The sequence below is a fragment of the Streptomyces sp. NBC_01478 genome (assembly GCF_036227225.1).
GTDB lineage: Bacteria > Actinomycetota > Actinomycetes > Streptomycetales > Streptomycetaceae > Streptomyces.
The window spans coordinates 1,330,783-1,344,826 of sequence record NZ_CP109444.1; the positions used below are offsets into that span (position 1 = coordinate 1,330,783).

A 14,044-nucleotide genomic window follows, 5' to 3' on the forward strand; every position below is an offset into this window, starting at 1 on the left:
GCGCGCCCTACCTTCTGGTGCGGTTAGTAAAGCTTCCTAACTTGACGAGGCTGGAGACCGCCGTGTTCCACCGCCCCGCCGTTCCCCCACTTCTCAGAGGCCGTCTCGCCACGGCCGCGGTCGCCCTCGGCCTGCTCGGCACCCTCACCACCGGCGCCTGGGCGGGGGCCCGGGAGCCGTCCCCGCAGCAGCACGCACAGGCCCCCGTGACCGCCGTACGCTCGACGGCCGGGACCGCCACCCCGCTGTCCGGCTACGCGATCCAGTCGTCCGCCAAGGTCACCGACTCGCCCGCGGCCGTCTCCTCCCCCGGCTATCGGGCGACCGGCTGGTACCCGGCCGGCGCGCGCTCGACCGTCCTCGCGGCCCTGATCGCCGACGGCGTCTACCCGGACCCCTTCTACTCGACCAACCAGCGGAAGATCCCGAAGGCCGACTTCCAGGTGCCGTGGTGGTACCGCAGCGACTTCACGGTCGCCGATCCCGGCGAGCGCACCTACCTCGACTTCAGCGGGGTGATCTCGGCAGCCGACGTCTATGTCAACGGCAAACAGGTCGCCAAGGCCGCCAATGTGGTCGGCGCCTATACCCAGCACGAGGTGGACGTCACCTCGCTCGTCCGCTCCGGCACGAACACGGTCGCCTTCCGCGTCCGGCCGAACGACCCGAACAAGAACCTCACCATGGGCTGGATCGACTGGCTCCAGCCGCCGCCCGACGAGAACATGGGCATCGTCCGTGACGTCCTCGTCCGGCGCGGCGGCCCGGTCGCGCTGCGCGACGCACATGTGGTGACCAGCCTGGCCGTGCCGTCACTCGCCACCGCCGACCTGACGGTGAAGGCGCGGGTCCGCAACGACTCGAACACCCCCGTCGCCGCGCGGGTCAGCGGCAGCATCGGCACCAAGTCCTTCGCCACCAGCGTCTCCCTCGCCGCGCACCGGACGAAGACCGTCACCTTCACCGTCCACCTGGACTCCCCGAAGGTCTGGTGGCCGGCCGGCATGGGCGGCCAGCCGCTCTACGACCTGGACCTCACCGCCTCCGTCGCGGGCACCCCCTCCGACATCGCGCACGAGACCTTCGGCATCCGCGATGTGCGGGCTCCGCTGAACTCGGACGGCGACCGCCAGTACCGGATCAACGGCCGCAAGGTGCTGATCAAGGGCGGCGGTTGGTCACCGGACGAGTTCCTGCGCTGGGACAGGACGTACGTCGAGGACCGCCTGAAGTACGCCCTCGACCTGGGCCTGAACACCATCCGCCTGGAAGGACACATCGAGCCGGACGAGTTCTTCGACCTGGCCGACCGCTACGGCATCCTGACCCTCCCCGGCTGGGAGTGCTGCGACAAGTGGGAGGGCCAGGTCAACGGGGACGAGACCGGCGACAAGTGGACCGCCGCCGACTACCCCGTCGCCAAGGCGTCGATGGCCGCCGAGGCCGCCCGGCTGCGCGACCACCCGAGCGTGATCTCCTTCCTCATCGGCAGCGACTTCGCCCCCGACGCGAGGATCGAGAAGACGTACCTGGACGCCTTGAAGGCCGCCGACTGGAAAACCCCGGTGGTCGCCGCCGCGTCTGACAACTCGTCGCCGATCAGCGGCAGTTCGGGCATGAAGATGACCGGCCCCTACGACTGGATCCCGCCGAACTACTGGTACGCCAAACGCGAGGGCGGCGCCACCGGCTTCAACTCCGAGACCAGCGCGGGCCCCGACATCCCCACCCTCGACACCCTGCGCCGGATGATGACCCCGGCCGAACTGGCCACGCTCTGGAAGGACCCGAGCGCCAAGCAGTACCACCGCTCCCCGTCACCGGTCTTCAACACCCTCAAGCTGTACGACAACGCCCTCACCGGCCGCTACGGCCCGCCGACGAGCCTCACCGACTACGTCCGCAAGGCGCAGTTGGCGCAGTACGAGAATGTGCGGGCCCAGTTCGAGGCGTACGAGCGCAACGCAACCGACGCCTCGAAGCCGGCCACCGGGGTCGTCTACTGGATGTTCAACAGCGGCTGGACCTCGCTGCACTGGCAGTTGATGGACCGTTACCTCGACCAGGGCGGCGCCTACTTCGGCGCGAAGAAGGCGAACGAGCCGCTGCACATCCAGTACTCCTACGACAACCGCTCGGTCGTCGTGGTGAACAACCGGAACTCCTCGGCACACCAACTCACCGCGCGGGCAACGCTGTTCAACACCGACGGCACCCAGAAGTACGACAAGAAGGTGACCGGGGTGAGGGTCTCCGGCGGCGGCGCTCACAGCACCGCGCTCACCCTGCCCGCGTCGGTTCCCGGGCTGTCGACCACGTACCTGGTGCGGCTGACCCTGACCGACGCGTCCGGCAAGGAGGTGAGCCGGAACGTGTACTGGCTCTCCGCCGAACCCGACACGCTCGACTGGGCGCACACCGACTGGTACTACACGCCGACGACGAGCTACGCGGACCTCAAGGGGCTCAACGCGATGGCGCAGGTGCCGGTTTCGGCGACGGCGTCGACCTCGGCGGGCGCGGACGGCACCTCGACCACGACCGTCACGGTGCGCAACTCCGGCAAGGGGAGGACGCCTTCACTCCTCACCGACGTCCATCTCGTGGACGCGGCGGGCAGGCCGGTGCTGCCGGTGCGGTGGTCCGACAACGAACTGAGCCTGTGGCCCGGGGAGTCGAAGACGCTGACGGTGACCTACCGGACGGCGGATCTGCACGGGTCGGCGCCACGGGTGCGGGTCTCCGGCTGGAACACGCCGGAGCGGACGGTCCCGGCGGCGTGACCGTCTGAGAACCGGTGGGGCCCGGCCGCCGCCGGGCCCCACCGGTCGTCATCAGCTCACGTTGAGCGCGGTGTCGTCGACGACGAACGACGTCTGGAGGGTGGACCCTTCGACGCCGCTGAACTTGATGGTGGCGGTGGTGCCGGCCAGGGAGGAGACGTCGAAGGACTTCAGGACGTATCCGGAGGCCGCGTTCAGGTTGGAGTACGTGGCCAGGGTGGTGGATCCGGCGGTGACCGTCAGCTTGTCGTAGGCGGTGCTGGTGGTGGTCTCCGCGGTGTCGATGTGCAGATAGAAGCTGAGGGTGGCGGAGCAGCCGGACGGGATGCTCACCGACTGGGACAGGGTGTCGGTGGTGGCGGTTCCGTAGCCGTCCAGCCAGGCCTTGTACGAACCGGTGCGGGCGGCCTCGCTGCTGGAGGTGGTGATGACGCCGCTACTGGCGGTCCAGGTGGTGTTGCCGGACTCGAAGCCCGGGTTGCCGAGCAGTTGGGCGGCGGTGCAGGTGCCGTCGCCTCCGCCGCCACCACCGGTGCTGCCGTCGCCGGCCAGCCACGCGGTGGCGTTGAGGGCGAGGGCCGCGTTGGTGGCGCCGGTGTCGTTCCAGCCGTCGTAGAGCGTGTTGCCGGACTGGCCGGTGCCGTCGTCGATGGGCGAGCTGTCACCCCAGAAGGCGACGCGGCCGCTGCCGAAGGTGCTGGTCGCGAAGAACGCGCCGGTGTTGCCGGAGTAACCGCTGCGGTACACAAGGCCCTTGACGTTCGCGTTGTCGGCGGGCTTCAGCGTGGCCGTCGTGCCGTCGGCGATCAGGCTCTTGGTGACCGTGCCGAAAGCGCCGTTCAGGACCGCGTTGCTGCTGTCGCTGATCGCGGCGGGGTAACCGGAGCTGACGTCGAGGGTGTCGATGGAGAAGCCGAACGGGTCGGTCGAGTCGACGCTGTTGTTCGTCATCAGGTCGTTGAGGATCTCGACCGCGTCCTCGCCGTCGCTGTTGCGGTCGGCGCCGGTGTGGTCGGAGATCATGAAGAGGCCGCCGCCGTTCTGGACGAACGTCATGATCGCGGTCTTCTCGGCGGTCGTGAACAGCGTGTTGGGCTCGGGCAGGACCAGCGTGTCGAAGTTCGACAGGTCGGTCGTCGACGAACCGCCGTACGTCAGCGCGCTGGTCGCGGTCTTGAGGCTGTAGTCGCCGGTCTTCTGCAGGGCGACGCCCCACGACGAGAGCGCCCCGGTCCAGTCGGTCTCGGACGACGGGGAGGAGTCCTGGGACAGCGGGTCGGGCTTGCTGGTGGAGATGATCCAGTCCGCGTTGCCCGCCTCTTCGGCGTGGCCGTCGTCGAACAGGACGCGGTGCGTGGTGGCCGCGTGCGCGGGCGTGGCCGTGCTGGTGACCTGAAGGGCGGCCCCTGTGACGAGAAGCCCCAGGCCGGCGAGGGCGGTGGTGAGTCTGCGGCGGGATCTTCTGGATCCAAGCATCCGGCGAACCTCCGTGAGGGGATGGGGAAGGGTGCGGTGCGGGCGCCTGATCTGCGCGCGTAGAACGGTAGTTGGGGAGTTCTACACGCGTTGAACGATTGAAAGGTACATGGCATGACGGGGTGGTGAACAGAAAGTCCCGGCAATAACAGGCAACAAAACCCGGGCGGACTGCCTTGGCGTCCAGCGGGCACATGAAGGGAGCAGGACTATCGACAAAGAGGGGCGGAGATGGAGATCTCGGGCATCATCAGTGCCATCATCATCGGCATCATCATTGGCGTGCTGGGACGGCTCGTCGTCCCCGGCCGCCAGCACATCGGCGTGCTGCTGACGATCGTCGTCGGCATCGTGGCCGCACTGATCGGCGCGGCGATCGCATCGGGCCTGGGGGTCGCCGACACCAAGGGCATCGACTGGATCGAGTGGCTCATCCAGATCGGTCTGGCAGCGGTCGGGATCGCCGCGCTGGACCGGTCGAGGGCGCGCCGCTGAGCGGGCGGCGGGACCTCCCGCGCGGGTGAGACCGGGCGGCGGTGGCCGCATTCTGTGCGCCCGCCGCCCGATCCCCCGCTTCTCGCGCCGCTGCGCCTCGCGGAGAGCCCTTGCTCACTCCGCCCGGGTCTGCGGCTCGTACACGTACGGCGTCGTCGTGGTCAGCCGGGCGAAGCCGAGGCGTTCGAGGATGGGGCGGCTCTCGTCGGAGGCGTCGACCTGGAGGTAGCGGTAGCCGCGGTCCGCGGCGATGCGGGCGCGGTGGGCGATCAGTGCGCGGTAGATGCCGCGGCCCCTCCATGCCTTCACCGTGCCGCCGCCCCACAGACCGGCGAAGTCGGTGCCGGGGACGAGTTCCATCCGGGCCGCGCTCACCGGTTCGTCACCGGCGAGGGCGACGACGGCCACCAACGAGTCGGGTTCGGCGGCGAGTTGGTCGAGGAGGCGGGCGCGCAGCCGGCTGCTGTCCGTGCCGAAGGCCTGCTCGTGGACGTGCACCAGGAGGTCGACGCCGGCCTGGTCGGTGGCGGTCAACAGGCGGACGCCGTCCGGCAGTTCGGCGTCGAGGGTGAGTGCGGCGACCTCACCGATCATCAGCGCCTCCGGCGGCTCGGGCGTGAACCCCGCCGCCGTCAGCCGCTGTCCGAGATCCGCCGGCAGGTCGTGTCCGTAGAGCTTCCACTCGAAGTCACGGCCGAGCGCGCTGAAATACGCGATCTGCTCGGCGATCGCCGCGTCCGCGTCCGTGGTGTCCAGGTCCGACCACAGCACGCCGTTCCACCCGTGTGCGTCGGCGACCTGGCGCACCACTCCCCCGACCCGCTCGACGTGGGCTCCGGGGCCGTCGGGCCGGGCGCCTTCACGCAGTTCACGGTCGTGGAGGGCAAGTACCGCGGCAAGATCCATGCGCCCACTTCACCAGCCACGCCCGGACCCGGCAACGGAATTACGAGCCCTGCGGCGGCCCGTCCGGTCGTACCGCCGCCAGATACGCGCTCAGCCGGTCGCGGTTGCGGGCCAGGCAGTCGATGCGGGCCTGGATCCGGTCGACGTGGTCGCTGAGCAGCGCCGCCGTCTCCTCGGTCAGACAGTCGGCGGGGACATGGATCTCCTCCGGGCCGGAGAGATACGGCAGGATCGCGCGGATCATCTCCGTGGTGAGCCCCGAGTCCAGCAGGCCCCGGATCTGCTGGACGTCACGGACCGCGGGCTCACCGTAGGAGCGGTAGCCGTTCTCGGTGCGGTCGGGGTGCAGCAGGTCCTGTTCCTCGTAGTAGCGCAGGAGGCGGGTGGGGACGCCGGTGCGGCGGGAGAGTTCGCCGATCTTCATGGCTGCCTCCAGGGCGGGCGAGCGGGGCCGTACTCGCGGGGCTCGGCGATGGGAGGTTCGATGGTCGGGCGTTCGCTTGCCTTCACACTGATGTGAGGGTTCGACCATGGTCCCATGACCACCGCATCCCCGGCCAAGGGCATCGCCCTGCCCTGGTCCGGGCTCCTCGCCCTGTCCACGGCCGCCTTCACCGCCGTCCTGACCGAACTCCTCCCGGCCGGTCTGCTGCCCCGGATGGCACCGGCCCTCGGTGTCTCCGAGGCGCGGGTCGGCTTCCTGGTCACCGGTTACGCGGTCGCCTCCTTCCTGGCCGCGATCCCGGTCACCGCCGCCCTGCGCGGGCTGCCGCGCCGCACCGTCCTCGTCGGCACGCTGCTGGGCTTCGCCTGCGCCGACGCGGTGGTCGCGCTGTCGTCGTCGTACGCCCTCACCTTCGGCGCCCGGCTGCTCGCCGGGGTGATGGGCGGCACCATGTGGGCGATGCTCGCCGGGTACGCCGCCCGGATGGTGCCCGTCGAGCGACGCGGCCGGGCCATCGCGATCGTGCTGGCCGGGATCACCCTCGCCCTGTCCCTGGGCGTGCCCGCCGGCACCGCGCTGGCCGGGGCGGTCGGCTGGCGCACGGCGTTCGGGATGCTGGCCGGGCTCGCGGTCCTGGTGGTGGTCTGGCTACGGCTGCGGGTCCCCGACTTCCCCGGTGAACTCCCCGGCGCACGCGTGCCGTTGAGGAGTGTCGCCCTACTGCCGGGGATTCCGGCGGTCCTGTCGGTCACGCTGTTCCTGCTGCTGGGGCATCAGGTGATGTACACGTACGTCGCCCCGTTCACGGCGCACACCGGCTACGGCCGTACGGACGTCGTCCTGCTGGTGTTCGGGGCCGCCACGGTCGTCGGGATCTGGGCCACCGGGGTGCTCGTGGACCGGTGGGCGCGGCCCACACTGTTGGGCGCGATGACCCTGTTCGTGGTGGTCATGTGTGTGCTCGGCCTCCATGGCGACTCCCCCGCGGTGCTGCTCGGTTCCGTCGCCGTGTGGGGCGTCGCGTTCGGCGGGGCGCCGACACTGATCCAGACCGCGCTCGTCAACGCCTCGGGTCCCGAACACGCCGACGTGGCAACGTCGTTGCAGACCACGGTGTACAACGCGGGCATCGCCGGGGGGTCGTTCACCGGTGGACTCGCCCTGTCGGGGTTGGGCGCGGGGGCCTTGCCCTGGACGGCGTTGCCGTTGGTCGCGGGCGCGCTCACTGTCGTCGTGCTGGGCCGCCGGCACGCGTTCCCGGCGGCACCCGCCCAGGCCGACCAACACGTCAACTCACCTTGTGTGTAAGGGCCCCAACCGGGCGCGGGGCTGTGACACGTGCCGCTCCGCTGCGGGGGCGCGACCGACCCGCAGACAGGCAACCGACGACCCCGCACCTGATTTCCTACGCCTCCCCGAAGTAATGCCCCGCCTCCAGGTCGGCGATCAGCCCGACCTCCACCGGCTCCCACCCCGTCTGCTTCCGCGTCAGCGTGCTCGACGCCGGGCAGTCCAGCGAGGCGACGAGGCCGAGGAACCCGAAGTGGCCGACCGCCTGCTCGGCAGACACGCTGCCGGTCGGGACGTCGAGGCGGCGGGCGATGACCTCGGCGATCTCGCGGAGCGGCAGCGCCTCGTCGCCGACCGCGTGGTATTGCGCGCCCGCCGGGGCCGACTCCAGGGCCCAGCGGTACAGCTTGGCCGCGTCGAGCCGGTGCACGGCGGGCCAGCGGGCGGCGCCCTCGCCGACGTACGCCGACAGGCCCTTCTCCCGTGCTACGGCGATGAGTTGGGGGACGAATCCCTGGTCACCGGTGCCGTGCACGGAACGAGGCAGCCGGATGACCGACGACCGCACTCCGCGCTCCGCCAGCGCCACCCCCGCGATCTCGGAGGGCTGCCGGGTCGCCGCGAACGACCCGGGTTCGACGTGATCCTCCTCCGTCGCCACCCGCCCGTCGGAGAGTCCGGGTGTGCCCGAGGTGACCACGAACGGCTTGTCCGTGCCCGCGAGTTGCTCACCGATCGCCTCGATGGCGCGCAGATCGGTGGCGCAGTTGGCGGCGAAGTCGGTGAAGTCATGGATGAACGCCAGATGGCAGACCCCGTCCGCCGCCGCCGCGCCGCTCCGCAGGCTGTCGAGATCGTCGAGCGAGCCCCGGTGCACGGCGGCCCCCACGGCCGTCAGCGCCTCGGCGGACGCGTCCGAGCGGGCCAGTCCGGTGACCGTGTGCCCGGCGTCGAGCAGTTCACGGACCACGGCGGAGCCGATGAAGCCGGTCGCGCCGGTGACGAAAACTCGCATGCTGCGTTCCTTCGAAGAGAGAGGGATCTGTGCTGTGTTTCCATCGTGGGCGGGGCACGGGTTCCCGGTCCAAAGCCTGTTTCGCATGGGGCAATACGGATCAGGCATCACAGCAGCTCAGAAGCCCATACGGCCAGAGTCCCCGCAGCCACACGCCGTACACTTCAGGCATGACGGACCTGCCTTCCGCGCCCGATCTCGAACTGCGCCTCGTGCGGTACTTCATCGCCGTCGCCGAGCAGCGTCACTTCGGCCGCGCCGCCGAGGCGCTGCACATCACCCAGCCGTCCCTGAGCCGTCAAGTCCGGCGGCTGGAGGACCAGTTGGGGGCCCGGCTGCTGGACCGTACCCCGCAGGGCACCCGGCTCACGGAGGCCGGGGAGGTCTTCCTGCCCCGCGCCAAGGCGCTGTTGCGCTCCGCCGCCCAGGCCGCGGCGGAGACCCGCGCCGCCGCGGAACCCAGCCGCCTCACCGTCGGGTACATGGCGAACCTCTTCGTCACTCCGGCGGTGCGCCAGGTGCGGCGCCGGCATCCGGACGCCGATGTGCAGGTCGTGCATCTGGCCTACGACGATGTGCGTGCGGCCCTGCTCGATCGCCGGGTCGACGCGGTGGTGGCCCGACTGCCGTTCGCCACCGACCAGTTGGAGGTCACGGTCCTCTACGACGAGCCCCGCCTCCTGCTCGTGCCGCTCGACCACCGGCTGGCCGGCAAGGAGTCCGTCACCCTGGACGACATCTCCGACGAGCCCGTTCCGCAGGTTCCCGGCGCGGACCCGGCGTGGAGCGCGTTCTGGCGTATCGATCCCCGGCCCGACGGCCGCCCGGCACCCGGCGGTCCGGTCATCCGGGCTCTGGAGGACAAGTTCGAGTTCGTCGCCGACGGGCGGGCCGTGGCCATCATCGCCGGGCTCCGCCCGGGCCAGACGGTCCGCCCGGACATCACGGCGATCCCTCTCCACGGCGTCGAGCCGAGCCACGTCGCCCTCGCGACCCGGGCAGGTGAGCACAACCGGCTGCTGACCGCGTTCCGGAAGGCGGCCCACGCACTTCTCCGGGCTCCGGCGGAGCAGAAGGAGGAACTCCCCTACGGCTCTTAGGAGTTGACGTCCCGCCGTACCGACCGGGTCGCCCCGGACGACGGAGGCCCCACCGGTCGTGTACCCGGTGGGGCCTTCCGTTCCGGAGCGGGTGCTCGGGTCAGCGTCCCGCCCTGGGGCGGTAGCGCCGGTACAGGGCGGTGCCGCCCAGGAGGAGGGCCGCGCCCATGGCGGCGGCCGGGACTGTGCTGTCGGCGCCTGTGTGGGCGAGCGACGCGCCGGCGGCGGGCGGGGCGGGGTGCCCCTCCACCTCCGTGGGCGGTGCCGGGTGCGGCTTCGACGGCGTGGGCGGCGCCGGGGTCGGCGGTGCGGGGTGGTGGGGGTGGTCGCCGGAGGTGTTCACGGACTGGTTGCCCACGGTCGGGTTGCCGATGCCGACCACGTTCACGGAATTGCCGCTGAGGTTCACGGGGAGATGGATCGGGAGTTGTACTCCGTTGCCGGAGAGCACACCGGGCGAATCCTTTTCGCCGCCCTGTGCGACGGCGCCGCCGCGCGGCCCGCCGTGGTTCTTCCCGCCGGACCTGTTCGCGCCGCCCGCTTTCGCACCGCCGCTTTCGTCGGCGCACCTGTTGCCCGCGGCGGGATTGAGGAGCCCCACCACGTTGACGGTGTTCCCGCACACGTTCACCGGCACGTGCACCGGGAGCTGAAGGGTGTTGCCGGAGACCACCCCGGGCGAACCGGCCGCCGAGCCGTCCGCACCGGAGTCGGCGAACGCCGGCAGCGCCGCGGCCATCGCACCGGATACGGCGGCGACGGCGATCACACCGTTTCGGGTAACCCGTTTCATAGGTTCCCTGCCTTCCAGAGATGTAGCGGGCAATCACCCGCACCGGATAGAACGCGGGCGCACCATCCGAGTTATGGCTTATCGGCCTTTCACTCCATCGAGCGTCACGGTTATCGAACTACTCGTAACGAAACTTGATCAGTTCTTGTCCGGCAGGAAATCGCAGGAAACCATTAGTCGGAAAACCTCTTATGCCTATTGAAGGGGCGCAGAATACGGCACCGATCACCGCTCCGCCCGCCGGGAGGCGGGGCCCGCGCGGCCCGCCTATCGTGATCACAGGCGCTGGTCACGGCGCGTTCTTGGAGGCATTGATGCTGGCCAAGCTGTCATCGCGGCCCGCGTTCCGGGGCTGCGCGTTCACCGGGGTCCTCACGCTGGCGCTGCTCGGCGCGGGGCTGCCCGCGCTCGCCACGGCCGACGACCGGCCGACGTCCGACCTGTCCCGGTTCTACCGGCAGAAGGTGAAGTGGGCGGCGTGCAAGGACGGGGACGCGCCCAAGGACCTGCAGTGCGGAAAGGTCACCGTGCCGCTCGACTACGCGAAGCCCGGCGGGGGGACGCTCGATCTCGCGCTGGCCCGCTACCGGGCGACCGGGAAGTCGCGGGGCTCGGTGCTGCTGAACTTCGGCGGCCCGGGCGGCGCGGGCGTCAGTGAACTCGCCTCGGACGGCAAGGAGTTCATGGATCTGACGAACGGCTACGACGTCGTCACCTTCGATCCGCGCGGCGTCGGCCAGTCCTCGCCCGTCAGTTGCGGTGAGGGCTCCGACCAGGGCTCGGCCGCCGTCGAGGAGGACACCACCGACAGCAGTGATCCGAAGGTCGTCCTCAAGCAGTTGCGGAAGGCGGCCGCCACCTGCGCCAAGTACTCCGGCCCGGTCCTGCCCCACATCGGCACGGTCAACGCGTCCCGCGACCTGGACGTGATGCGCCAGGCCCTCGGCGACAAGAAGCTCAACTACCTCGGTTTCTCCTACGGAACGCGGCTCGGCGCGGTGTACGCGGCCCAATTCCCCAAGAAGGTGGGCCGGTTGGTGCTCGACGGCGTCGACACCCTCACCGAACCGATGTCCGAGCAGGGGATCGCGGGCGCCGAGGGACAGCAGACGGCGCTGGAGGACTTCCTCAACTGGTGTGTGCAGGACATCGCCTGCCCCTTCGGGACGGACGCGCGGTCGGCGCCGGACCGGGTCGTCCAACTCGTCCGCTCACTCGACCAGGACCCGGTGCAGTCGGACTTCGGCGACCGGTTCTCCGGTCAGGACCTGGTGGGTGCCATCAGCCAGGCGCTGTACAGCAAGCAGTTGTGGCCGACCCTGGAGCGGGCCATCGCCTCGCTGGTGGAGGACGGTGACACGCGGGCCGTGATGGCGTTCTCGTCGGGCGGTGCGGGTCTGCCCCGGCTGAGCGGCGGCGGGATCGTCGACGCCCAGGACGTCCCGCTCGACAACCTCCCGGCCGCGCTGATGGCCATCAACTGCGCGGACGACCCCGACCGCCCCACCGCCGAGCAGATCACCAGGAACCTGGCCGGCCTGCGCGCCGCGTACGAACAGGCCTCGCCGGTCTTCGGCCGCTACCGGCTCACCGAGGTGCTGATGTGCTACGGCCGTCCCAAGGGCACGGACTACATCCGCGACGACGTCAAGAACGTGCACGGGGCGAAGATGCTGCTCGTCGGGACCCGGGGCGACCCGGCGACGCCGTACCGCTGGACGGTGGAGACGGCCCAGCGGCTCGGTTCGTCGGCCGTGGTGCTGGACAACAAGGGTGAGGGCCACACCGGTTACGCGTCGTCCAAGTGTGTGCACACCAAGGTCAATGACTTCCTGCTGTACGGCTCGCTGCCGCCCAGCGGGAGTTCCTGCGCGCCGGACACCTCGGCCTCAGGCAACTGAGATCTCGGGCTTGTAGAGGTCCAGCCAGAGCGCCAGGTCGAGGGTGCGTTCCAGGCCGCGGCGGCCCGCCTGGGTGCTGATGGGTGCGTCACGGTGGGCGGCCCGCCGGAGCTTCTCCCGGTCGACGAGGTCGAAGACCGGGTGGGCGGGCCGGGCGAGGAGGTCCTTGGCGTGGTCCTGGAGGGCGACCGCGTACTTGGGGTCCTGGGTGGACGGGTACGGGCTCTTGACCCGGTCGTACACGGACTGCGGGAGGACGTCCGCGGTGGCCTCCCTGAGCAGGGTCTTCTCCCGGCCGTCGTAGGACTTGAAGGACCAGGGCGTGTTGTAGACGTACTGGACGAGCCGGTGGTCGCAGAACGGGACGCGGACCTCCAGGCCGACGGCCATGCTCGCGCGGTCCTTGCGGTCGAGCAGGATGCGTACGAAGCGGGTGAGATGGAGGTGGCAGATGCGCCGCATGCGGTACTCGAACTCGCTGTCGCCGTCGAGGCGTTGGATTCCGGAGACGGCAGCGCGGTAGCCGTCCGCGAGGTAGGACTCCGTGTCCAGCGCCTTGGTCAGGTCGGCGCGCAGGACGTCGGCGTCGTCCCCGAAGTCCCGGCCGAAGCGCACCAGCCAGGGGAAGGTGTCGGCGTTCCGGGCCTCCTCGTCGAAGAACTGCTGGTAGCCGCCGAAGACTTCGTCGGCGGACTCGCCGGACAGGGCGACGGTGGACTGGTCGCGGATGGCGCGGAACAACAGGTACAGCGAGGAGTCCATGTCGCCGAAGCCCAGGGGGAGATCGCGGGCCCGGAGCATCTTCGCCCGTACGTCGAGGTCGGCGAGGGCCTGTGCGTCGAGCACGATGTCCTGGTGGTCGGTGCCCGAGGCGCAGGCCACGTCGTGGACGTAGGGCGTGTCGGGGGTGCCGCGCAGTGGTTCGGCGACGAAGTTCTCGCTCTGGCCGACGAAGTCGACGGCGAAGCTGCGCACCGTCTCGCCGTGTTCGGCGAGTTGGCGGGCGGCGATCGCGGTCATGGCGGAGGAGTCGAGGCCGCCGGAGAGCAGGGTGCAGCGGGGCACGTCGGCGACGAGCTGGCGGCGCACGATGTCGTCGAGGAGCGTGCGGACGGCGGCGACGGTGGCGTCACGGTCGTCGGTGTGCGGGCGGGTCTCCAACTGCCAGTAGACGCGGCGCCGTTGGCCCGAGCGGTCGACGGTGACGACGGTTCCGGGTTCGACCTCGGACATGCCGTCCCAGATGGCGTGTCCGGGCGTCTTGATCATGGTGAAGAGTTCGCGCAGGCCGTCCAGGGTGACCCGGGCGCGGGCCAGCGGGTTGGCGAGGATCGCCTTCGGTTCGGAGCCGAACAGGACGCCGTCGGGGGTCGGGTGGTAGTAGAAGGGCTTGATGCCCATGCGGTCACGGATCATGACGAGTCGGTCGCGGCGGCCGTCCCAGATCGCGAAGGCGTACATCCCGTTGAGGCGTTCGGCGACCGCGTCGCCCCATTCGAGATAGCCGCGCAGCACGACCTCGGTGTCGGAGTCGGTGGTGAACCGGTGTCCCCGGTCGGCGAGTTGGCGGCGGAGTTCGGTGAAGTTGTAGGTCTCCCCCGAGTAGACGAGCGCGACCGTGCCGTCCGCCGTGTCGACGGTCATCGGCTGACGCCCGCCGGGCAGGTCGATGATCGCGAGCCGGCGGTGTCCGAGGGCCGCGGGGCCCTGGATCCAGGTGCCGCGGTCGTCCGGGCCGCGGCAGGCCATCGTCTCGGTCATTGCATCCAATGTCGCGGCCTCGGTGCGCAGTTCGCGGTCGAAGGAGACCCAGCCGGTGATGCCGCACATGCGTTACCTC

11 protein-coding genes are annotated in these 14,044 nt (G+C 70.3%); 5 read left to right on the top strand and 6 right to left on the bottom strand.

Annotated elements, in window-relative coordinates:
* Positions 1-62: 62 nt before the first annotated feature.
* A complete protein-coding gene (locus OG223_RS06000; RefSeq protein WP_329265161.1) occupies positions 63-2,783 on the top strand; it encodes a glycoside hydrolase family 2 protein in 2,721 nt (906 codons plus the stop codon).
* A 51-nt stretch (positions 2,784-2,834) separates the two neighbouring features.
* On the opposite strand, the gene OG223_RS06005 is transcribed toward OG223_RS06000, so the two are convergent.
* The gene (locus tag OG223_RS06005; protein ID WP_329243441.1) at positions 2,835-4,259 is read right to left on the bottom strand and encodes a hydrolase; all 1,425 of its coding nucleotides are present in this window, start codon (positions 4,257-4,259) and stop codon (positions 2,835-2,837) included.
* Positions 4,260-4,490: 231 nt separating this feature from the next.
* Between OG223_RS06005 and OG223_RS06010 the strand changes: the two genes are divergently transcribed.
* The gene (locus OG223_RS06010; protein ID WP_019057177.1) at positions 4,491-4,754 is read left to right on the top strand and encodes a GlsB/YeaQ/YmgE family stress response membrane protein; all 264 of its coding nucleotides are present in this window, start codon (positions 4,491-4,493) and stop codon (positions 4,752-4,754) included.
* Between the two features lie 114 nt (positions 4,755-4,868).
* Here OG223_RS06010 and OG223_RS06015 read toward each other — a convergent pair whose 3' ends face one another.
* Together OG223_RS06015 and OG223_RS06020 are read right to left on the bottom strand one after the other, a co-directional pair.
* The gene (locus tag OG223_RS06015) at positions 4,869-5,660 is read right to left on the bottom strand and encodes a GNAT family N-acetyltransferase (RefSeq protein WP_329243446.1); all 792 of its coding nucleotides are present in this window, start codon (positions 5,658-5,660) and stop codon (positions 4,869-4,871) included.
* Positions 5,661-5,700: 40 nt separating this feature from the next.
* The gene (locus OG223_RS06020; RefSeq protein WP_329243449.1) at positions 5,701-6,084 is read right to left on the bottom strand and encodes a MerR family transcriptional regulator; all 384 of its coding nucleotides are present in this window, start codon (positions 6,082-6,084) and stop codon (positions 5,701-5,703) included.
* A 114-nt stretch (positions 6,085-6,198) separates the two neighbouring features.
* Between OG223_RS06020 and OG223_RS06025 the strand changes: the two genes are divergently transcribed.
* Positions 6,199-7,413 (top strand): MFS transporter, encoded by a 1,215-nt coding sequence (locus OG223_RS06025; protein WP_329243453.1) that lies wholly within the window; start codon positions 6,199-6,201, stop codon positions 7,411-7,413.
* A 97-nt stretch (positions 7,414-7,510) separates the two neighbouring features.
* Here OG223_RS06025 and OG223_RS06030 read toward each other — a convergent pair whose 3' ends face one another.
* Positions 7,511-8,410 carry an SDR family oxidoreductase gene (locus OG223_RS06030; RefSeq protein WP_329243456.1) on the bottom strand — a complete coding sequence of 300 codons (900 nt, stop codon included), beginning with the start codon at positions 8,408-8,410 and terminating at the stop codon, positions 7,511-7,513.
* A 170-nt stretch (positions 8,411-8,580) separates the two neighbouring features.
* Here OG223_RS06030 and OG223_RS06035 point away from each other — a divergent pair, with 170 nt between their 5' ends.
* A complete protein-coding gene (locus OG223_RS06035) occupies positions 8,581-9,510 on the top strand; it encodes a LysR family transcriptional regulator (protein WP_329243459.1) in 930 nt (309 codons plus the stop codon).
* A 100-nt stretch (positions 9,511-9,610) separates the two neighbouring features.
* Here the strand turns inward: OG223_RS06035 and OG223_RS06040 are convergent, their stop codons facing one another.
* Positions 9,611-10,279: a chaplin gene (locus tag OG223_RS06040; RefSeq protein WP_329243461.1), complete on the bottom strand. Its 669-nt coding sequence runs from the start codon at positions 10,277-10,279 to the stop codon at positions 9,611-9,613.
* A 338-nt stretch (positions 10,280-10,617) separates the two neighbouring features.
* Between OG223_RS06040 and OG223_RS06045 the strand changes: the two genes are divergently transcribed.
* The gene (locus OG223_RS06045; RefSeq protein WP_329243463.1) at positions 10,618-12,204 is read left to right on the top strand and encodes an alpha/beta hydrolase; all 1,587 of its coding nucleotides are present in this window, start codon (positions 10,618-10,620) and stop codon (positions 12,202-12,204) included.
* Here OG223_RS06045 and asnB read toward each other — a convergent pair.
* On the bottom strand, positions 12,193-14,034 hold the full coding sequence (gene asnB / locus OG223_RS06050) for an asparagine synthase (glutamine-hydrolyzing) (protein WP_329243465.1): 1,842 nt from the start codon (positions 14,032-14,034) through the stop codon (positions 12,193-12,195). The two genes, OG223_RS06045 and asnB, sit on opposite strands and share 12 nt — an antisense overlap.
* Positions 14,035-14,044: the final 10 nt, after the last annotated feature.